Annotated in this window: 15 protein-coding genes; 12 read left to right on the forward strand and 3 right to left on the reverse strand. The window is 31.8% G+C overall.

Annotated features, from left to right (window positions below; all coding sequences use genetic code 11):
• The first annotated feature begins 1 nt into the window (after position 1).
• The 3 genes from WBG07_RS17900 to WBG07_RS17910 all read left to right on the forward strand — a co-directional run bounded on the left by WBG07_RS17900 (position 2) and on the right by WBG07_RS17910 (position 2,482).
• On the forward strand, positions 2 to 805 hold the full coding sequence (locus WBG07_RS17900; RefSeq protein WP_340203301.1) for an ABC transporter substrate-binding protein: 804 nt from the start codon (positions 2 to 4) through the stop codon (positions 803 to 805).
• Positions 806 to 889: 84 nt separating this feature from the next.
• Positions 890 to 1,669, forward strand: coding sequence for an alpha/beta fold hydrolase (locus tag WBG07_RS17905; protein WP_340203302.1), 780 nt, complete (start codon positions 890 to 892; stop codon positions 1,667 to 1,669).
• A 279-nt stretch (positions 1,670 to 1,948) separates the two neighbouring features.
• Positions 1,949 to 2,482 carry a hypothetical protein gene (locus WBG07_RS17910; RefSeq protein ID WP_340203303.1) on the forward strand — a complete coding sequence of 178 codons (534 nt, stop codon included), beginning with the start codon at positions 1,949 to 1,951 and terminating at the stop codon, positions 2,480 to 2,482.
• Here the strand turns inward: WBG07_RS17910 and WBG07_RS17915 are convergent.
• Positions 2,458 to 3,441 (reverse strand): carbohydrate kinase family protein, encoded by a 984-nt coding sequence (locus WBG07_RS17915; RefSeq protein ID WP_340203305.1) that lies wholly within the window; start codon positions 3,439 to 3,441, stop codon positions 2,458 to 2,460. The two genes, WBG07_RS17910 and WBG07_RS17915, sit on opposite strands and share 25 nt — an antisense overlap.
• A 12-nt stretch (positions 3,442 to 3,453) precedes the next feature.
• Positions 3,454 to 4,158, reverse strand: a complete 705-nt coding sequence (locus tag WBG07_RS17920) for a DUF4197 domain-containing protein (protein WP_340203307.1) — start codon at positions 4,156 to 4,158, stop codon at positions 3,454 to 3,456.
• Between the two features lie 43 nt (positions 4,159 to 4,201).
• Between WBG07_RS17920 and WBG07_RS17925 the strand changes: the two genes are divergently transcribed.
• From WBG07_RS17925 to WBG07_RS17940, 4 genes are all read left to right on the forward strand, one after another.
• Complete coding sequence (locus tag WBG07_RS17925; RefSeq protein ID WP_340203309.1) at positions 4,202 to 5,131, forward strand: MBL fold metallo-hydrolase; 930 nt, start codon at positions 4,202 to 4,204, stop codon at positions 5,129 to 5,131.
• A gap of 174 nt (positions 5,132 to 5,305) precedes the next feature.
• Positions 5,306 to 6,181 (forward strand): DUF7477 domain-containing protein, encoded by an 876-nt coding sequence (locus WBG07_RS17930; protein WP_340203311.1) that lies wholly within the window; start codon positions 5,306 to 5,308, stop codon positions 6,179 to 6,181.
• A 228-nt stretch (positions 6,182 to 6,409) separates the two neighbouring features.
• Positions 6,410 to 8,716, forward strand: a complete 2,307-nt coding sequence (locus tag WBG07_RS17935) for a S9 family peptidase (protein ID WP_340203313.1) — start codon at positions 6,410 to 6,412, stop codon at positions 8,714 to 8,716.
• Positions 8,717 to 8,908: 192 nt separating this feature from the next.
• Entirely contained in the window at positions 8,909 to 9,514 is a 606-nt protein-coding gene (locus WBG07_RS17940; RefSeq protein ID WP_340203315.1) for a pyridoxamine 5'-phosphate oxidase family protein, read from the forward strand.
• Positions 9,515 to 9,615: 101 nt separating this feature from the next.
• On the opposite strand, the gene WBG07_RS17945 is transcribed toward WBG07_RS17940, so the two are convergent.
• Positions 9,616 to 12,069, reverse strand: coding sequence for an outer membrane beta-barrel protein (locus WBG07_RS17945; protein ID WP_340203317.1), 2,454 nt, complete (start codon positions 12,067 to 12,069; stop codon positions 9,616 to 9,618).
• 214 nt (positions 12,070 to 12,283) lie between these two features.
• Here WBG07_RS17945 and WBG07_RS17950 point away from each other — a divergent pair, with 214 nt between their 5' ends.
• From WBG07_RS17950 to WBG07_RS17970, 5 genes are all read left to right on the forward strand, one after another.
• Positions 12,284 to 12,508, forward strand: coding sequence for a hypothetical protein (locus WBG07_RS17950; protein WP_340203318.1), 225 nt, complete (start codon positions 12,284 to 12,286; stop codon positions 12,506 to 12,508).
• A 357-nt stretch (positions 12,509 to 12,865) separates the two neighbouring features.
• The gene (locus tag WBG07_RS17955; RefSeq protein WP_340203320.1) at positions 12,866 to 13,090 is read left to right on the forward strand and encodes a hypothetical protein; all 225 of its coding nucleotides are present in this window, start codon (positions 12,866 to 12,868) and stop codon (positions 13,088 to 13,090) included.
• Between the two features lie 370 nt (positions 13,091 to 13,460).
• Entirely contained in the window at positions 13,461 to 13,685 is a 225-nt protein-coding gene (locus WBG07_RS17960) for a hypothetical protein (protein ID WP_340203322.1), read from the forward strand.
• A 362-nt stretch (positions 13,686 to 14,047) separates the two neighbouring features.
• On the forward strand, positions 14,048 to 14,269 hold the full coding sequence (locus WBG07_RS17965) for a hypothetical protein (RefSeq protein ID WP_340203324.1): 222 nt from the start codon (positions 14,048 to 14,050) through the stop codon (positions 14,267 to 14,269).
• Positions 14,270 to 14,630: 361 nt separating this feature from the next.
• Positions 14,631 to 14,849 (forward strand): hypothetical protein, encoded by a 219-nt coding sequence (locus WBG07_RS17970; RefSeq protein ID WP_340203326.1) that lies wholly within the window; start codon positions 14,631 to 14,633, stop codon positions 14,847 to 14,849.
• The last annotated feature ends 180 nt before the right edge of the window (positions 14,850 to 15,029 follow it).

Here is a 15,029-nt window from a genome sequence, read left to right on the forward strand (position 1 = left end):
TATGAGGTTTAAAGATCAGACAGGGCGAATACTTCAAGTGCCAAATTTCCCTGAAAGAATTATTTCTTTAGTACCTTCACAAACAGAACTATTAATAGATTTAGGGCTTCAAGATCAGATTATAGGAGTGACCAAATTTTGTGTACACCCTAGAGAAATTCGGAAATTGAAATGTATAGTAGGAGGGACTAAACAGGTGCATTTAGAAAAAATACAAGATTTAAAACCCGACTTAATTCTATGTAATAAAGAAGAAAATACATTAGAAATGGTCCATAGTCTGGAGCAAATTGCACCGGTTCATGTATCAGATGTGAAAACAATTTCAGATAATTTAGAATTGATACTTGCTTATGGTGAATTAATGAATTGTAAAGCAGCATCAGAAAATCTTATCGAGAAAATCAAAAAGTCAAGAATAGCTTTTTTGAGTAGTTTTGAAAAACAACGAGCTTCCAGAACGGTACTTTATTTTATTTGGAAAAATCCCTGGATGGCAGCGGGAGGAGATACTTTTATTCATGAAATGTTAATGGAAAATAATTTGCATAATTGTTGCGAAACCATTCCAAGATATCCTGAAATAGATTTAAAAAATCTTCCTACAAATGAGCAACCAGCATTCATCTTTTTATCTTCAGAACCCTATCCTTTTAAGGAAATTCATAAGAAAGAAGTAAAAAATCATTTTCCAGATAGTAAAATAATATTAGTGAATGGAGAGTATTTTAGCTGGTATGGGTCTAGGCTGGTAAAGGCATTTAGCTATTTTCAAGGGCTTCAAGAAGAACTTAAAATTAATTGAAATTAGAACATTTTATCTAAAAATTGTTAACCATACCATTGAATTTAATTAAGTTAGTACCTTTGAAACAAATTTTGCAGAGTAGTGTTACATTATAATACTTATATTCATAAAAATTCAGAAGAGTGGGTGACTTTTGTTCATGGAGCAGGAGGTAGCTCTACTATTTGGTATAAGCAGCTTAGAGAATTTAAGCAGCATTATAATATTTTATTACTGGATTTGAGAGGGCATGGAGAGTCCAAAAATCTAAAAGATGCTTTTGATAATAAGTATACATTTGAAGCAATTGCTTCAGACATATTAGAGGTTTTAGATTATTTAAAGATTAAAAAATCACATTTTGTAGGGGTTTCTCTAGGGACAATTCTTATCAGGCAAATAGCAGAGATGCATCCTGAAAGAGTTCACAGTATGATTATGGGGGGAGCGATTATGAAATTTAACTTCCGTTCTCAAATACTCATGCGTCTTGGTATTATTTTTAAATCATTGGTTCCGTATCTATGGCTTTATAAGTTTTTTGCATTTGTAATGATGCCCAATAAAAATCATAAAGAGTCTAGAATCTTGTTTATTAGAGAGGCAAAAAAGTTATACCAGAAAGAGTTTATAAGGTGGTTTAAGCTTACGGCTGAAATTAATCCTCTACTGAGATTTTTTAGATCAGTAGAAGTAAAAATACCAACATTTTATGTAATGGGAGAAGAAGATTATTTATTTCTTCCATCCATAAAAAAAGTGGTAGAAGCACATAAATCTTCTAGTTTATGTGTAATTGAAAAATGCGGTCACGTTGTTAATATAGAACAACCAGCAATCTTCAATACAAAAACCTTACAATTCTTAGCTTCTGTAAAATAAAGAACCAATTCCTTGGGTAAGGAATTGGCTGTAAAAACTAATTCAAACAGATTATAATAAAGTCCTTTTCTGACAATATAAAGTTCTATAAAGAACAAGATAAAAATGTAACGATAACTTTAGGGTTTCGTTAAAATATGGTTTAGCACTGCTACTAATTTTTTATGTGTTGCTTTTAAAGTTATCAGTTCATTATTTTAATGTTCTGTAGGGAATAAAGATTTTGGAATATTTTTTATAGAAAACTGTATCTTTAAGTACACTATTTACATGAACTTTATGGAAACCTATTATTTTTTAATAAAATCTTTGTTGACCATTTTTTTGGTAACTCTTGTTTCTGTTACATATGCACAACAAAATGATAGTTGCAAATGTTGCACCAGCGCACACCAACAATTTGATTTTTGGAAAGGGAAATGGAAAACCTATACACCAGACGGCAAATTGGCAGGGACGAACCAGATTGAAAAAATACAAGATAATTGTATTCTAAGAGAAGATTGGAAAAGTGCTAGCGGTTCTTACAGTGGTACCAGCTATAATTATTATAACCAAACAACCAAGCAATGGGAACAGATTTGGATTGACAATCAGGGGCAAAATTTACATTTAAAAGGTGGTTTCCAGACGGGAAGAATGATTTTAATAAGTGATTCTTTAACTCAATCTGATGGAGGTTATCTAATTAATAGAATTACATGGACACCCTTAAAACAAGGGTGGGTAAGACAGCATTGGGAAACCAAAAAGGATAAGGGAGAATGGGTAACGGTATTTGATGGTACCTATAAACCTGTAGAAGAAGAATAAGTTTCCCTTATAATTTGATCTGTTTCGTCTTTATTTTTAAAAACATCAAAGGTTTTCCCTTGAGTTCTCATGGCGCCTAATACGTTAGCATACTGAGCCGCTTTTACAATATCTCCATAAACAGTAAAGCCATAGGCCAGCCCACCAGCAAAAGAATCGCCACAACCCGTGGTATCTACTACATGATCTACAGGAACAGATGCAACCATTTGCTTATCAACAGTATCACCATCTTTTGAATAGATAAGTGCCCCCCTTGAGTCTAAAGTTATATACAAAACGGAGACACCTTTTTCGAGTACATAATTAGCAAAATCATCCAGATGATCTAAATCATTCTCATCATAACTAGCCTCATCAAATGTTTCATAAGGTCTATCTATCCAACAACATTGTGATTCTTCAAGGTTCATTTTAAGTACATCAATATATGGAAACCATTCATCTCTGTCTTTCCAGTATCTTCTTAAACGGGCACCTTCTTCATTGACAAAAGTAGTGGGGCCATGCGCGTCAAAAATAATCATGGTTTCACTGTTTTGCTTTAAATATTTTAAAGTATCCAGTGAAACTTCAAAATCGGTTATAGGAACAAAAACAAAAGCATCTGCATCCAGAAAAGGTTCCACATCTGCTGAGGTAATAGGATGCATTTTAGCCAGTTGTTTTTCTAATCGGTTATTTTGATCTATAAACTTAAGTTCTATTTTAGTTCCTTTATTATGGTGATTATAAATCCCCGTAAGATTTATATTTTGATAAGGTTCAAAAACTTTTTCTATCGCTTCTTTATCTCCTTTATGAATGTGTGCAATAGGAATTACGGTGCCTTCGTTTTGTAATAATTTAGACAAGGCAATTACTGGATGTGTAACGCAACCATACTTCTCAATCACTTCACCTTTGTGTGTGATAATAGTGTCTTTTGGAATAGGGCCAACTACTGCTATTTTATACATAATTGATTAATTTCAATCTTGAAGTGCAAACACCTTTCTTAAAAGATCTGTTGTTCTGGAAGATAGCTTTGTTCTAATTTCTTTTTCTTCAACTGCAACCATCGTATAAACTCCTTCAAGCGCTTCTTTGGTAACATAATCAGAGAGGTCAGTATTTACATTATTTGTAAATGGGAGATTGTTATATTTCTGAATCAAGTCGCTCCAAATTTTGTCGGCACCTACTTTTCCAAGAGAGTTTTTAATTATAGGATTAAACTTTCCGTATAACGGGTCTTCTGTTTTTTCAGTCAGGTAAGAGGTTGCAGCATTATCCGCACCCAGTAAGATATTTTTTGCATCCGCAAAAGTAATGTCTTTAACTGCATTCACAAAAATAGGTGTAGCTTCTTTAACAGCATCTTCTGCTGCTCTGTTAAGTAATTTAAGACCTTCGTCTGCCAATTTACCCATACCAATTCCCCTTAGAGCCTTGTCAACTTTTTGTAGTTCTTCAGGCAATACAATTTTGACGAGTTGATTTTTAAAAAAACCATCTTTTTGAGTAAGTTTAGTCACTTGTTTTTCAATCCCAAAATTGAGAGCTTGTCTTAAGCCTGACGCAATTTGATCATTACTTAAAGGGCCATTTTGTGGTAATTGATTCACCACTTGTTGCAATTCTGCACAGGATGATAAGATCAATATAAAAGAAAGGGCAAAAATTCGTTTCAGCATAATTTAGGTATCTTTAATAGAATGATTTCAAATTTAAACTTTTATGTTTAAAAATACTTTTTACCAACTCTTTATTTGTTCTATTTTTATTTTTATTGGATGTAATAGGATTCCAAATCAACAAAAACTAACACCTTATCTGGTGGTTTTGGGTACTCTTCAAGATGCAGGATATCCACATATTAATTATCCGGCAGAGTTTAAAGATACTAACAAAGCCTATTTAGTTACTTCTCTTGCATTGGTAGATGTTTCTACAAATTCTAAGTGGTTATTTGAAGCAACTCCAGATATGCCAAGGCAGTTATATGATCTAGAATCAAAACACCTAAAGTCTGATAAAATAATTGATGGCGTTTTTCTTACCCATGCGCATATAGGTCATTATACCGGTTTAATGTACTTTGGACGAGAAGCTATGGGAGCTAGAGCAATAGATGTATATGCAATGCCAAAAATGAAGACTTTTTTGGAAACAAATGGTCCTTGGAGTCAATTGGTGAAATTGGAAAATATAAAAATCAACTCTTTAGAAAAAGAGAAGCCCCTGTATTTAAATAAAAAAATACAGGTTGTTCCTTTTTTAGTACCTCATAGAGATGAATATTCAGAAACGGTTGGTTATAAAATTATCGGACCCAATAAAACAGCTTTATTTATTCCTGATATTAATAAATGGACACTTTGGGAACGCGATTTAGTTAGTGAATTGAAAAAAGTAGATGTTGCTTTTTTAGATGCCACTTTTTTGGCGGAGGGTGAAATTTCAAGGCCTATGAGTGAAGTTCCCCATCCTTTTATCCAAGAAACAGTCTCTTTATTAGAAAATCAACCTAAATCAATCAAAGCTAAAGTGATCTTTATTCACTTTAACCACTCTAATCCAGTGATTAAAGTCACCAATAAAAAGAGAAAACACTTGGAGAAACTAGGATTTCAGTTTGCTATCCGTGGTGCTGTTTTTCCAATTTAAATAGCGAGGCAGTTATAAGTTTGCGTAAATGACAAATTAATTTGATTTATCATTTTTTTAAACTCTTAATCAAAGAGGTTAACAGGAAATCGATGAATTGTGAATACTCATCTATTTTTTTGTTTCTTAAACAAAGAATTACGTATACTTATACCTATTCTAATTTTAGCAGTTTTGAAAAAAATATTTTTACTTATTACACTTCTTAATGTGATTACGTTATATGCTATTAGTACAAGTGGTAATAGTGCTTTACTTGGTAATGAGATAATAGAAGTAAAAGAAGACTTTGATAATTCTATTACTACAACTGTATATTTTCCAGAAGAAGAGATTAAGCTTGGAATTTTAGCAGGTAAATATATCACGGATATCACTTATGGAAACGGGGTCTGGGCATTGGTAATGAGCAAAGGAACTGGCTACACAAATCAAATATGGAGAACACGGTATGAATTTCCCGAAGATGAGATCAAAAAAGGATGGGATTCCAATAAAACAATTACGACACTTACTTATGGTAATGGCATATGGGTTTTGGTCATGTCTCAAGGTACCGGATATTTTGAACAAATGTGGCGTACTCGAATTAATTTCCCAAAAGACGAAATTCAAAAAGGTTGGGACGCTGGAAAATATATTACAAGACTAGAGTATTGTAAAAATGTATGGGTTTTAGTGATGTCTAAAGGAACGGGTTATTCTCAACAAACCTGGGTAACAAGAACTTATTTTCCACAAAATGAAATAAAGGAAGCATGGGATGCCAATAAAACCATTACAGGACTTACTTACGGAATAGATAGGTGGGTATTAGTAATGTCTAAAGGTACGGGGTTATATGCTCAAAGTTGGCGAACCCGTATTAAATTTCCCGAAGAAGAAATAAAAAAAGGATGGGATGAAGACAAAACAATTTCTACTATATTTTATGGGGATGGTTTATGGGCTTTAACCCTTTCAAAAGGTACTGGTTACTACGGTCAAAGATGGCGGACACGTGCCAAATTTCCAGAAGAAGAAATAAAAAAAGGATGGAATGCAAATTAAGTGTATTAGTATCCTACTTACTTCCTGATACTATTTTCATTTTAAATTAAAAAAAGCAGCTTTAGACCTTAATAGGCAGCGGTGTTAGCTTTTGCACAAGAAGGTTAATAACACAATATATTTGTTAAACTTTTAAACATCTTCTAATAGTTTGTAACAAATAAGAAGTATTGAATACTAACGTAAAGAGTTTAAGATATAACAATACATAAAATCAATCCTTTAAAAATGAAAAAAAATAGTTTAATAATCATGATTGTTTTATTTGCAAGTTTTGCAGTGAGCAGTATTAAGGCACAAGAGGTAGCCGGTACTTGGAAGGGAGCTTTGGATGTTCAAGGTTCACAAATGGAGATGATATTTAATGTGGAAGAAAAAGACGGGACACTTTCTGCAACCTTAGATATTCCCGCTCAGGGAGCTAGCGGACTTCCAATGGATTCTACCATTTTTGAGAACAACCAGCTAACTATTGTATTTGCTAAGGCAGGTATTAAGTATATAGGTACTTTAAAAGACAAAAAGATGGAAGGAACCTTTTATCAAGGTCCAGCAGAATTACCTTTAACATTAGAAAAATCTAAAAAAACAATTCCTGGAAACCCTAAACTCGTTACTTCTGATATGGAATTGGAGAAATTGGCAAAAGAAGACAAAGCTAATTATCGTTATACTGTAGAAGATTACTTTGCGAGACCTAAGGCCAGTACGTTTAGATTTTCTCCAGACGGGTCTTATATGTCTTATCGGGAAAAAGACGAAAATAAAAAGAATCATATTTATGTTAAAAACTTAAATAGTGGCGAAGTTACTCGTGTAATTGAGGAAAAAGAAGAATTAGTTCGTGGTTATGGATGGGCAAATAATAATCGTCTGGTTTATGTAATGGATAAAGGAGGTAATGAAAATTATCATTTATTTGCGGTGCACCTTGATGGAACTAACCAAAAAGAGCTAACTCCATTTGATGGGGTGCAAGTAAGTATTTTAGAGGGTTTAAAAGAAGATGAAAATCACATGATCATCTCTATGAATAAAAACAATCCACAAATATTTGAACCTTACAAAATCAATATTGAATCAGGTGAATTAAAACAACTATTTACAAATGAGGATGTGGCTAATCCTATAGTAGGTTATAGTTTTGATAAAGATGGGGAGTTACGTGCATACGGTAAGGTAAGAGATGGTGTTAATATAGAGATGTATTATGCCGCAGAACCAGGTGATTTTAAATTGTTAAAACAATTAAACTGGAAAGACAACTTTAGTATCTTAGAATTTAATTATGCTACTGAAGATAAGCATGATGCTTATGTAGTATCAAATCTTGATAGTGATAAAGCAGAGATTTATCTTTATAATTTAAAAGAAGATAAAATTATCAAAAAACTCTTTTCTAACGATAAATATGATGTATCTGGTTTAGGCACCTCAAGAAATAGAGGTTATGAATTAGATTATTTCTCTTTTGAAGGAGAAAAAAATCAAATTGTTCCTGTAAGCAGTTATTATAAAAAATTACACAAAAATATTACCAAAGAATTTCCTCAATATTCATATTCTATTGCAGATGTAACAGATGACGAGAGCAAATATTTAGTATTTCTTCAAAGTGATAAATTATACGGAGCATACTATTCGTATAATGCTAAAACAGAAAAATTTGATCTTCTCTTTAATTTAATGCCTCAATTAAAGGAAGAAGATATGTCTGAAATGAAGCCTATAAGCTTTAAGAGTAGAGACGGTCTTACAATTCATGGGTATATAACCCTCCCAAAAGCTGCATTACAAGGTCAAAAAGTTCCTTTGATTGTAAATCCACATGGAGGTCCTCAAGGTATTCGTGATTCATGGGGGTTTAATCCAGAAGCTCAGTTATTCGCGAGTAGAGGGTATGCAACACTGCACGTTAACTTCAGAATTTCAGGAGGTTACGGAAGAAAGTTCTTAGAATCTGGATTCAAACAGATTGGTAGAAAAGCAATGGATGATGTAGAGGACGGATTGCAATATGTTATTGAACAGGGTTGGATAGATAAAGATAAAGTGGCGATCTATGGAGGTAGTCATGGTGGGTATGCAGTATTAAGAGGTCTAACTAAAACTCCAGATTTGTATGCCTGTGGTGTAGATTATGTAGGTGTATCTAATTTATTTACTTTCATGAAGACCATTCCTCCATATTGGAAACCTTATTTAAAAATTATCAAAGAGATTTGGTATGACGAAGATATTGCAGAGGAGAAAGCAATAATGGAAGAAGTATCTCCTGTATATCAAATAGATAAAATTAAAAAGCCATTAATGGTAGTGCAAGGTGCAAATGATCCTCGTGTAAATATTGATGAATCAGATCAGATAGTAAGTGCGCTAAGAGCAAAAGGTATGGATGTACCTTATATGGTTCGCTACGACGAAGGACACGGATTTGGCAAAGAAGATAACCGAGTAGCTATGTATAAGGCTATGATGGGATTCTATGCGAAACACTTGAATCAACAAGAAATTAAACAACCAATCAAGAATTAATGAATTCTTGAAATAAGAGTCAAGCCCTTGCAATTCGCAAGGGCTTTTTTTTGTAAAAAAGTATCTTTCAGACATTGAATAAATGACGTAAAGGAGTAGTTATTTCTATAATAATAGTTCTAAATGATAGAGCCATTCTAATAAAATTTGTAAAAATTAATAGAGCTCATTAAAAATAGAAAGCACTAGAGTTTGAGTGATAATTTTTACTTTTTTCGTATTATTGTGTCTAATGTTCACTATGTTTTGGGAAAACAACTAGAATCAATCACAAAAGAATTACAAGAATTTATTGAACAACAGAAAATATTTTTTGTTGGCACTGCTGCGTGCGAGGGAAGAGTTAATGTGTCTCCAAAAGGTACAGATTCATTCAGGATTATTAATGCAAATAAAATTGCGTGGCTCAATTTAACAGGAAGTGGGAATGAAACAGCCGCTCATTTATTAAAGGATAGTAGAATGACGATTATATTCTGCGCTTTTGAAGGAAAGCCTTTAATATTAAGATTGTACGGCGCAGCAAAGATATATCACCACAGGGATCAGGAATTTCACCAATACATAAAACTTTTTCCCGAAAATGTAGGTTCTCGTCAAATCATAGAAATGGAGGTCGATCTAATACAAACTTCTTGTGGATATGCAGTGCCTTTTATGGATTTTAAGGAAGAACGAACCACCTTGAATTCATGGGCAGAAAAACAGGGGAAAGATAAAATTGAAGCGTATTGGGAAAATAAAAATACCACAAGCATTGATGGGTTTGAAACTCAGATTCTCAAGGATTCACCATAAAGCAAATGGAATTTAAATATAGTCATAGACTGCAAGTGATTCTTCTTGATTATTATTAATCCAACTGGTGCAGATAGATCATTTAAAATTACCTTTATAATTTAAAGTCTATTTTTCAATTCATCATTGGCAATTTTTTTCCTTTCAATTCTTTTTAACCTTGAATTTCCAAAACTATAATTTACGCTCAATGAAATGGAACGGGTAAATTCATTTCTTATCTGTCGATTAAAAAGTTGCACTAAATTACTTCTATACTTTATTCTAGTTTCATTATACGTATTAAAAATATCACTTAAATAGAGGTTCAAGGATAAGTTTTTAAATGTTTTTTTGAGTCCTAAATCAGTTTTAAAAAGAGCATTTTCTCTCTCAAACGCTACATTTTCAATTGGACTGTAATATCTCAAAATAACAAAAGCCATTAAACCCTTTTTATCTGATAAAAAGAGTGTATTATTCATAGTAATGTTATAGTTAACATTGTTTATTTTAGAATCTAGCAAATTATTTGTTTGATCCCTAAAACTTAAAAAATTCAAGCTACCGGAAAAATCCATTCTCCATAAACCTTTAAACCACTTTTGTCTCGTGAAAAAAGTTAGATACGTTTTTGTTGAGTTTCCATAATTTATAGTGGTTCTTTTTTGTAATGTTTCACCATTTTCAATTATAGGAATTATAAAATCATCAGATTGGTTATCAATATAACTAAACCCCCCAGAAATAAAATATTTGTAGTTTATTGCATACATAACTTCGCCATTGTAGAATAAAAATGGTTGTAAAAATGGGTTGTTTTCTACAAAAAAGTTAGGGTTTATAAAGGTTCTCCCTGGTAATAAAGATTCTATAGAAGGACGCCTGATTTTTTTTGATAAAGCCATCGACAAAATTTTCTTGTCTTTTATGGTATATGCTAGTGATAGGTTAGGAAATAGATTTACATAACTGGAGTCAATTTTTTCCTGAGTAGTTTCATTTTCGCTTAAATAGTTAGTCCCTTCTATTCTAAGTCCAAAGGTTGCATTTAATTTTTTGCTAAAGGTTTTTGAATAACTAACGTATCCCGCCAGATAATTCTCTTTAAACTGAAAAGTATTTGACAAGTCTGAATTCTCCTCTAATCCAGAGTCTGTAATAGTAAAGTACGATAAATCATTTTCAAAATTAGTTGTACTTACTTGAGTCCCCATACTTATTTTAGACTTATCATTTATTTTAGAGGAGTAATCTACGCTTCCGGAGATATTAAAAAAGTCCTGAGGAAAAACGTTTCTGTACTGATTGTCTGTTGAATTTACATCATTAGGGAAAATTCTGTTAAAAGATCCTGAATCTGTATTCTCTTTTCTAAATTGATTATAATCAACATTTAAGGTTATTTTTCTTTTATCAATAGTATCTAGTTTATGCTCATAGAAAATATTTCCAAAATTATATAGATAATAATCTTCGCTATCTATGGGCGAAGAAAAAGTAGAATCAATCACAGATTCATTAAATGGAGTATAGTTGGTAATATTAGTTTGATTGCTATTGCCATCAACCTGAGATATAAATCCATTAATGCTTAATAAGTTCTGACTATCTATATTATAATCAAGGCCAAATCCTCCTCCTAAAACAAAATACTTCCTTTCAAATTCTCCGGTAGTATTTTCTCTACGATTATTAGCATTTACTACCTGAATATCAGTTTCATTGTAATTAAAACTCCTGTTTATGAAAGGCGAAATGCGAATCCCTACTTTTCCTTTTCTATAATTGAGAGAAGCATTTAAGATTGAAGTATTAAAAACATTAGCTTGTTCGCTTACTAAACTTAGGTTTCCCAGAAACCCTTCATCTAAATTTCTTTTTAAATTAATGTTTATAATACCTCCTGTAGTATTCGCAGTATATTCGCTCCCTGGGTTTGTTATAATCTCAATATCCTTTATATTTCGCGCAGGTGTTGTTTTTAATAAAGAGGCAAGCATTTCTCTTGGAAGCGTAGATTTTCTACCATTAATTATTACCATGGTATTTTCTTTATTTATAATAGATAATTCGTCATTTCTGGCATTAAAATCTATAAGTGGAGCTATTTTTAATAACTCTAATGCAGATAGCCCTTCTTTTAAAGTTTTATTGGGCGTATAAATAAATCTATCTGATTTAGCAATAAGTGTAGGTCTTTCTGCATTTACAACTACTTCTGAAAGATTTATGGCTCCGCTATTCTTTATAATAAAGGTGATAGGTTTATTTTTTACGATAGCAATCGTGTCTGATTTTTCCCCTAAATATCTGGCGTACATATATTTGGTTTTATCTAGGGAAATAGTGTCTAGCGTAATTTTAAATTCTCCTACACCATTAGAAAAAGCCGACTTTAATATGGTTTTTTTATCAGTGTTTAAAATATGAATAGTGCTAAAAGGTAAAGGTTCATTTTTTAAATTTTCTACATTCCCTTTAATAATGTGCTGTGAATACAATGAACTGCCAAGAAGAAAAAACACAATAGACAAAACATTTATTTCTTTTAAAAGTATGCTTTTAAATTTCATGTAAAAATTAAATGAGTTTAAAAATATATTTTACTAATGTATGCAAAACATTCGTTTAAAAGCAGAAAAATATAGAGTTATTACGTAAGTTTTAATTTTTATAAGTAGTATTTTTCTTTGAAATAAGAAGGGTTTTTTAAAATATTTTTTTATATTTATAGGTGTTAACGTATTTAGATACGTAATAGAGTGCCTAACCGAAAACTAATAAACAATGAAAAACAAAGTGAAATTCATGTTTGATATTTCAAATTTCGAACCCGTTGCCGAAGATTCAGAAAATAAATTGGTAGGAGGCTTTACCGCCAGCATATCATCTAATAGAGTTCAAGGCGTAGAAACTATTACAAATAATTGCCAGGGTGGTAATTGCGTGGAAGGATGCGGGGGCGGAGGAACCGTAAACGCTGTAGCAGGCTGCGGTGTCAAACAAAATTAGTTATCCTTATACTGATTTGCAATTATATGCATTAAAATTATTTTCATAGTAGCTATATTATTATTTGCTGATTTCAGAGCTTTATTTCTGAAGATTTAAAAAATTAAAATCTCACATTTAGTTTTTTCTTTCCAATATTATAAATAAGCCAGAGATTTTTTAAGGATGTAATTCTTATACGAATTATTGTATAGGACAGCGTATTCGATATGGTATAGTAACCACTTAGCTGATACACAATAAAAAACCAATTGTTCTTCAACCTTGGTAAGCTAATGATGCATGTATTGTAGAAGAGGTATAAATTTAAATTATATGAATAACAACCAATAAATAATCAATTTAAACTTTAAAATTATGGGAAACAAAGTAAAAAAGATGTTCGATTTTTCAAGTTTCGAACCTGTAGCTGAAGATTCAGAAAATAAATTAGTGGGGGGCTTTTCTGCCAGTGTATCCAGAAGTCAAAGCCAGAGTCAGGATACTGTTTCGAACAATTGCCTGGGTGCTAATTGTGCCTCTGGATGTGGTAATGGACAGAATGCAAATGGTGCAGCTGGCTGCGGTGTTAAAGTAAATTAATCGTAGTGTCTTTATTTGGACTAGACTTATAAGTACATGTATTAAAGCTTCTAAAACAGATATCTTTTTTCATCTTTCTGATTTTGAAGCTTTATTTATTTCTGAAGATTTAAAAAATAAAATCTCAGTTAATCTTTTTTAGTCTTTACAATGTTTTAGACAATTCCAGATGCCTTTAAATAAACCTTATCCATATTCAAATTATGGCATATGAAAAACATATTGAATTTGCTATAATGACTGGTTTTGTTTTACTAATAAAAATTAGCTGTTTTTCAACTCTGGTCAACTGATAATAAGTCCACATGGATGGGATGAACATTCAAAATTATATAAGTATAAACCAAAAACTAATATAAATTTTAAAATTATGAAAAACAAAGTAAAAATGATGTTTGATATTTCAAACTTCGAACCCGTTGCTGAAGACTCGGAAAACAAATTGGTAGGTGGCTTTTCTGTTAGTGTATCAGGTACATTACAAGATCAGGTGCAGCAAACTACTAACAATTGTCTAGGTGCTAATTGTGTATCCGGCTGTGGCGATGGACAGAATGTAAATGGTGTAGCTGGCTGTGGCGTTAAACAAAATTAATTGTGTGTCTTTAATTGAGACCTTCAATTACTTTTATGATAGCTGCCAAAGCAATTATCATTTAGTATGAAGCATTTCCAGACTATTTCTGAAAACTAAGAAAGAAAACTAATTGACAGTTTTACTGTTAATTATTAAGTGTAAGTAATAGCCTGGAAAAATTTGCTAATAGTTGGTAACGTGCCAATTATGAAACTATTGACAGGGTTGAATAGAAAAAATTAATTTAAGAGCTGGTTCTTACCTCTTAAAAACTAATAGTTCTTCAGTGCTAGTCAGTATACAAAGCGTATAATAGATTGAATGTACATTCAAATTATATGAACAACAACCAATAAATAATAAATTTAAACTTTAAAATTATGGGAAACAAAGTAAAAATGATGTTTGATATTTCAAACTTCGAACCCGTTGCCGAAGCCTCAGAAAATAAACTAGTTGGAGGTTTTTCTGTCAGTGTATCCAGAGGTCAAAGTCAGGAACAAGATACTATTACAAACAATTGCCTAGGTGCTAACTGTACAGAAGGATGTGGGAATGGACAAAATGTAAATGGTGTAGCTGGCTGTGGTGTTAAGCAATAATTGTATTCTTTAAGTTAGACTTACAATTGTGTTTATCATTGCTACCAAAGCAATATCACTCAACATGTAGAATTTCCAGACTATTTCTGAAAACTAAGAAAGAACTTGTTAATGGTTTTATCACTAGTTATCTGATTATCGGTAATAGTCTGGAAAAGCTTAATAATAATTGCCAAGTATCTTTTATCAAACTAGTGACAGCGTTTTATAGAAAAAAAATAATCCAAGAGTCGATTAGTACTTTGTAAAAAACTAATCAGTGCTACCATGCTAGTGAATATAAAATGCATGCAATAGAGGAATTGTACATCCAAATAATATAAATAACAACCAATAACTAAATAATGTAAACTTTAAAATTATGGGAAATAAAGTGAAAATGATATTTGATATTTCAAATTTCGAACCCGTTGCCGAAGATTCAGAAAATAAATTAGTAGGAGGCTTTTCTGCTAGTGTATCCGGTACATTTCAAGATCCAGTTCAGGAAACTACTAACAATTGCCAAGGCGGTAATTGTGTAAAAGGATGTGGGGATGGCCAGATTCTAAATGGTGCAGCTGGCTGTGGTACTAAGTAAAAAGTTGTATTCTTTAATATAGACTTACAACGCTATTTATGATAGCTACCAAGGTAAATATTATTTAATATGTAGGGCTTTCAGGCTATTTCTGAAAACTAAAAATACTAATGGGAGGTTTTACTACTCATTATCTGGTATAGGTAATAGACTGAAAACTCTCACTAATAATTTCCTTGG

It is taken from the genome of Ascidiimonas meishanensis, assembly GCF_037782385.1.
Taxonomy (GTDB): domain Bacteria; phylum Bacteroidota; class Bacteroidia; order Flavobacteriales; family Flavobacteriaceae; genus Ascidiimonas; species Ascidiimonas meishanensis.

Coding starts and splice junctions, on each gene's coding strand:
- WBG07_RS17920 (WP_340203307.1), bottom strand. CDS start 4,158: ATGCTGAAACGAATTTTTGCCCTTTCTTTTATATTGATCTTATCATCC.
- WBG07_RS17915 (WP_340203305.1), bottom strand. CDS start 3,441: ATGTATAAAATAGCAGTAGTTGGCCCTATTCCAAAAGACACTATTATC.
- WBG07_RS17925 (WP_340203309.1), top strand. CDS start 4,202: ATGTTTAAAAATACTTTTTACCAACTCTTTATTTGTTCTATTTTTATT.
- WBG07_RS17950 (WP_340203318.1), top strand. CDS start 12,284: ATGAAAAACAAAGTGAAATTCATGTTTGATATTTCAAATTTCGAACCC.
- WBG07_RS17970 (WP_340203326.1), top strand. CDS start 14,631: ATGGGAAATAAAGTGAAAATGATATTTGATATTTCAAATTTCGAACCC.
- WBG07_RS17910 (WP_340203303.1), top strand. CDS start 1,949: ATGGAAACCTATTATTTTTTAATAAAATCTTTGTTGACCATTTTTTTG.
- WBG07_RS17955 (WP_340203320.1), top strand. CDS start 12,866: ATGGGAAACAAAGTAAAAAAGATGTTCGATTTTTCAAGTTTCGAACCT.
- WBG07_RS17960 (WP_340203322.1), top strand. CDS start 13,461: ATGAAAAACAAAGTAAAAATGATGTTTGATATTTCAAACTTCGAACCC.
- WBG07_RS17965 (WP_340203324.1), top strand. CDS start 14,048: ATGGGAAACAAAGTAAAAATGATGTTTGATATTTCAAACTTCGAACCC.
- WBG07_RS17945 (WP_340203317.1), bottom strand. CDS start 12,069: ATGAAATTTAAAAGCATACTTTTAAAAGAAATAAATGTTTTGTCTATT.
- WBG07_RS17900 (WP_340203301.1), top strand. CDS start 2: ATGAGGTTTAAAGATCAGACAGGGCGAATACTTCAAGTGCCAAATTTC.
- WBG07_RS17935 (WP_340203313.1), top strand. CDS start 6,410: ATGAAAAAAAATAGTTTAATAATCATGATTGTTTTATTTGCAAGTTTT.